We start from the raw sequence: 5,424 nt of genomic DNA, 5'->3' as shown, positions 1-5,424 counted from the left end.
TTCACTGAGTTTGTCTGATCGCATGAAGCCTCCGAAAAAACTCAAGCTTCACTCAGCACAGACTCATTGAAAAGATGGGTTCGGCGGACGCTTACGCAAAGGCCGCAACGCAGGCCCATACAGATCAAAGGGTTACGCGCGGACGAATCAAGCGGTTGGATTGCAGCATTGGTGGGCAAAAGCAACAAGAATCGTTGTATTTTGTCGGTAGTTATTGACCCCTACCGACAAAATGCAACATCATTGCATCATGGACAGCTCGCACCGGACTATTCTGGATCTCGCCGCCCAACGTGGCCTCATCCGCCCACGCGATCTCAATGAGCGTGGGCTGCCGACTGTCGCCCTGACGCGGCTAGCGCGCCAAGGGTTACTGCAGCGGGTAGGACCTGGTCTGTACGCGATTCCGGATCGACCCGTCTCGGAACACGGTGCGCTAGCCGAGTTAGCCCGCAAGCACCCGCAAGCCATCATTTGCCTGCTGTCAGCGCTTCGGCTACATGAACTCACCACGCAGTCGCCGTTCGAGGTCTGGCTGGCCATTCCCAACAAGGCCCGCTCGCCAAAGATGGACTACCCACCACTACGCATCGTGCGTTTCTCTGGTGCCGCACTGACAGAGGGGATCGAGGAACGTGTCATCGATGGCGTACTGGTGCGCGTGACCAACGTCGCTCGCACGGTGGCCGATTGCTTCAAGTTCCGCAAGAAGATCGGCCTTGATGTCGCACTGGAGGCGCTGCAGGAGGCCTGGCGCGCCAAGCGCTTGAGTATGGACGAACTCTGGCGCTATGCCACCCTGTGCCGCGTGGCCAATGTGATGCGCCCCTATATGGAAAGCCTGTCGTGAATCAATTCAATGCGGCGATCAGACCGCCGACCACTTGCTGGATGCCGGCTGCCCGCAGTCAAGAAGCTTCGTCCGCCCCTTGTTGCGACGGAGGTAGCCAATGACCATCCTCGTTTACGGCGAGAAGGCCAGCCGCACTCACGAAAACCAGATGCTCCAGGTCTTTCTGGATCGAATCGAAGAGCGTTGGGCAAACAGCACCGATTGGATTATTACGATTGCAAACGCGATGTGGAACGGCGCGGAAATCGACTTGGTCTGCATCCTACCGTCAGCAATCATCGTGGCCGACTTCAAAAGCTATGGCGGCAAGCTGACTGGCACCGAGAACGGGCCCTGGCAAGCTGATGGTGTGATAGTCAAAGGCGGACGGAAGGCAAATCCCTACCAGCAACTACGCGACAACAAGTTCTCCGTTCTGGACTGGCTGCAATCAAAGGCACTGCTGTCCGGACGCAATCTCGGCCACATCTCTGCTGGCGTAATATTTTCAGGCCGGATCGAAGATCAGTTGGAGCTTCCATCTAAGGTTCGATCCTGGTTCTACCCGACGGATTTGACCAGCTGCGCTGCCATGCTCGATGGCCTCTCCTCGCCCGAACTAAGGATTGGCAAAGACGAAGCATTGGAAATTGTCCGCAGGCTCGGGGTTCAGCCGATTGAATGGGCTTCCAGTCGCCCACAGGTGCGCGATATTCATTCGCATCCCGATCTGCCGCAGGCCCGCACACCGCTGACTGGACATCAGCGAGAGGCTCTACAGACGCTGTGCAACTTTGTCGCTGCGGACGACTTCGTAAGTTTTTCAGTGCTGGGAATGACCTCGACTGGCAAAAGCCGCCTGCTGGCCGAGGTGGCCGAGGAGGTCAAGAAGGCGGGTAAACAGGTCATCGTGCTGGAGCCCAACCGGCGCCTTGCCGACGGAGCTGAGGTGGAGTCAAACAGCATCTATGCTCATCTCTACACGGGCAGTGTCAACGGCGATGATGAGATTGAAAATGTAGCAGAGCAGAAAAAGGTCAAGGTCATTCCGTTGCGCGGATGCGATGACGCAACGGACAGTGTCTACCTGCTGGACGACTCGCATTTGCTGGGGAATTCGCGCTTCTCGACTCCCGACGGCAAGCAATATGGCAGCGGCAAGTTGCTATCGGATTTCTTCGATTTCGCCGAGATCGGAAACACGAAGCGCAAGGTTGTATTTTTTGGCGATCCCTACCAGATCCAGCGTGGCAGCTCCGAGGAATCGGTGCTTTCTGGTGAATTCCAGAAAGCACGGGGACTGAAGCACCAGTCACTCGCGCTGACTCAACTCATCGATACTACTGGCGGCTCGGCCAAACTGACCAATGCGGTCAAGTTGGTGTCTGCCATCGGAACGCAGAAGTTCGCTGCGCTGGAACTGTCGGCTGACGACGGTTTCAGGATTGTCGAAAAGAAGGACGCAGCGAGCGAGATTTTGGATCACTTTCGTGCAGACCCAGGCTCCGTCTGGTATTTGGCCGAGACGCATGGCCAAGCAAATGCATTGACGCAATGGGTTCGGGAGCGCTTGCACGGAAAGAGCTCTTTGGACACCGTGGAGGTCGGGGACCTCTTGGAGATATACGTCAGCCCAGATGCGCGCGACGCTTTCGGCTCACGCGTGGCGATGCAATCCGGTGGGCGCATCTCCGTCGCGAGTGTCGGCAAGCGTACCCTGTACCAGCAAGGCTTAAGCTGGGTAAAAAGCGGCCCTATTAAGTTTCATTCCATCAGGTGTGGGATCCATAGTCGAGATGAGGTTGAGCTCGAGGTGTTCGAGGAGTTTCTGAAGGCGGATAAGCCGGAGTTGGACAAAGAGACTGCAGTCGCTGAAAGCGTCTGGAGAAATGCCATAAAGCGTGACCGAGAGAAGGCATTCGACGGGAAACAGGCCGCGCTCCAAGGAATGGAAGACCGGTCGTCGCCACCGCCCGCACCAGATTTCACCTATGCACGTTATGGCTATGCATCGACTGTTCACCATGCTCAGGGCATGTTGCAGCCAGTCTGTTACGTGAATTGCGATCATGCAGCCGGCCGGCACTCGGAAGGATTCTTCCGCTGGCTGTACTCGGCGCTCACTGTCGCTGAACGTGAGTTGGTTCTTTTGAATTTCAGCGATATCCATCCATTTGACGCTGCTGTCTGGAATGCGGGTGCTGTCAAAGAGGCCACGGACATCGCAGTAGGTGCAGGCTGGGCATTTCAGCCCAACGGAATCGCGTCCGAGAGAGATCAGCAACGCAGCCTGCCTGAGGGGCTAGACCAATCGAAAGATGTTCTCAAGTCGGTAGCAATTTGGCTCCGTGTCGTCAACGCATTAGAACGGTTGGGCTGGCGGGTCGTAAAGGCGGCCTGTCACCCTTACCAGGAGCAGTACGATCTATCTGGACCGCAAGAGGAACAATGCCAGCTGCGGATCGCCTACAACGGAAAGAACGTCGTCACCGCCATGCACATGAAGGACCCGGCGCAGTGGCCTTTACTTACCGACTTAGCCAGCACGTGCGTCGCGACGAATGGGTACTCGCCAGAGGCTGACGCGTTGCTTCACTCCGCTCGTTCGCGCTTGGACCGGATTGGCTGGAAGATCGTGTCCGCCGCCGAGACGCCTTACCGTCTAGCAACTACCGTTGCTCGCAACCAAGATGAGCGAGTCGGTCTTGAGATTAACTTCGACAAGAAGGGGCTGGTTTCTAGCTTGCGCCCGCTGACGTGCAGCAACTCCACAGCTGTTGAAACAATAAGGTCAGTTTTGCAATGACCTGGGCGGACGTACAAGCGCTCCGGAAATCGGGACGTTTCCAGGAGGCTATCGACCTCGGTCTGCAAGATCTTGCCAATGATCCTGACGACTTCAAACTTAGGACGCAGATTGACTGGGCTTTCTATGGCCTCGTCAAGACGCTGGTTTCCACGGTGGGCGCAAAGCTGAAGGCCTCGCAGCCTGTCCCCGTGCAGACCATTAGCCAAATCCATAAGGAACTTCGCCGATTCGCAAAACAGCCGAAACGTCGCCCAGACAATGCGCTCTCAAATATCATTCGAGAGGTGTGCAAAATTGCACCGCATTTTCAAACCTTTCCAGGGTTCATTCGGTGGGTTGGCAACGATGGTTTAGGCGCGGAAGATTGGCAATACAGCCAGCGCGATGAGAATCGCTACCCACCGATCGCACTTGGCGTCGCACGTGCATTGGCAAAATGGGTTAAGGCCTTCCACGATGCCACGCCAGTAGACATCGATCTTGCGCTTGAGTGGATAGACCGAATTCGGCCTGTGGCTGAGGGTGATGATGCTCTTTGGCTGGATTGGGACAAGGTTTTTATGCTGAGACGCATTCATCGACACGCCGAGGCCACTAGCATTCTTGGCTCTGTGATCAAGGCCAAGAGAAGTGAGTTCTGGGTATGGGCAGAGGCTGCACGCCTATACGCTGAGGATCAACCCGAGCTCGCGCTCGTGTGCGCCTGCCGTGCACTGGAATGTGGCTCTGATCCAAAATTCACCGTCAATGTTCATCGTGAACTGGCGCAGATGTTGGCAGAGCGAGGAGACTTCTCCCAAGCAAGTAGTGAGCTCGTCACGGCCATTAACATTCGGCAGGAACAAGGCTGGGGAATCGACAAAGATCTGCAGCAGTTGATCAGCAGCAGTTGGTATGACCCATCAGCGCCAGAAGCAGAGAATCAGAAAGATTTCTACGCTCGGCACTCCCAGGAAGCGTTGGTGCTGTGCTTCGATTCGGTGGAAGTGAGGTCTGCGACCTATCTTGGCGTGATCGTGCCACACCAGCAAAAGGAAGCACCACCTGGTCGAAAGATAAGGCTACTTCCGAGGTTTTCTGTGAGAGCGAACGGCGGCGCCTCCGTCAGTATCGTTGGACGGGGTGCGCGTGTCTCTTCCTTTAAGATTGGCGACCCTGTAACTCTCGTTGTTGGCAAGCAGTTGGAAAGCAATCGCGAGGATATAGTCCAGATTGCAGCGCGTCCGGAAGGATCAAAGTGGGACTGCACAGATGCCGGATCTGGCGTCGTCTCCCGCGTGGCATCAGAAGAACAGCGTACGAAGATTTTCATTAATCGCGACATCGAAGTTGGGGTCGAAGACAGTGCCTGGGTCGGATCTCAACCTCCATCGTTAGGCCAAGGCGTTTCTTTTCGAACCACACAAAACCAAAAGACGGGTCGAACGGATATCTTCGCCGTTGCCCCAGGCCCGCGTCCAGATGTCGATGTGCGGGTGGCGAATGGTCACCTGAGGCGGAACGCCAAAGGATTCGCGTTTGTCGACGATGGCTTTGTTCCTCCGCATCTAGTTGAAAACATCCCAGCGGATGTTAATGACGTAGCTGCAGTACTGGTTTATGCCAAGCATCCTAAGGAAGAGCGATATGGATGGCGCGCCGTGGCACTTAGCCCTGGATGACTGCTTTCCGAAGATCCCCCAGTACTGCTGACCTGCTCCCCGTCAGCCGTACCACGGTGAAGTTCGTGGAGTCCATCACGATGGAGAATGATGGACATGAAGACGAGTCGATTCAGCGAAGA

Annotated in this window: 3 protein-coding genes; all 3 read left to right on the top strand. The window is 55.9% G+C overall.

The genetic code is table 11. The annotated features are described in order from the left end of the window. The first annotated feature begins 250 nt into the window (after positions 1–250). The 3 genes from AC2VLV_RS16610 to AC2VLV_RS16600 all read left to right on the top strand — a co-directional run bounded on the left by AC2VLV_RS16610 (position 251) and on the right by AC2VLV_RS16600 (position 5,302). The gene (locus AC2VLV_RS16610; protein WP_486991019.1) at positions 251–850 is read left to right on the top strand and encodes a type IV toxin-antitoxin system AbiEi family antitoxin domain-containing protein; all 600 of its coding nucleotides are present in this window, start codon (positions 251–253) and stop codon (positions 848–850) included. Between the two features lie 100 nt (positions 851–950). Beyond that, positions 951–3,638 (top strand): NERD domain-containing protein, encoded by a 2,688-nt coding sequence (locus tag AC2VLV_RS16605; RefSeq protein ID WP_486991018.1) that lies wholly within the window; start codon positions 951–953, stop codon positions 3,636–3,638. Next, entirely contained in the window at positions 3,635–5,302 is a 1,668-nt protein-coding gene (locus AC2VLV_RS16600; protein WP_486991017.1) for a DUF7017 domain-containing protein, read from the top strand. Before AC2VLV_RS16605 ends, AC2VLV_RS16600 begins: the two co-directional genes overlap by 4 nt. Positions 5,303–5,424: the final 122 nt, after the last annotated feature.

This window comes from Thiomonas sp. TH-17, assembly GCF_057473305.1.
The sequence above is the reverse complement of the archived record's forward strand: the minus strand, read 5'-3'. Positions and strand labels throughout refer to the sequence as shown.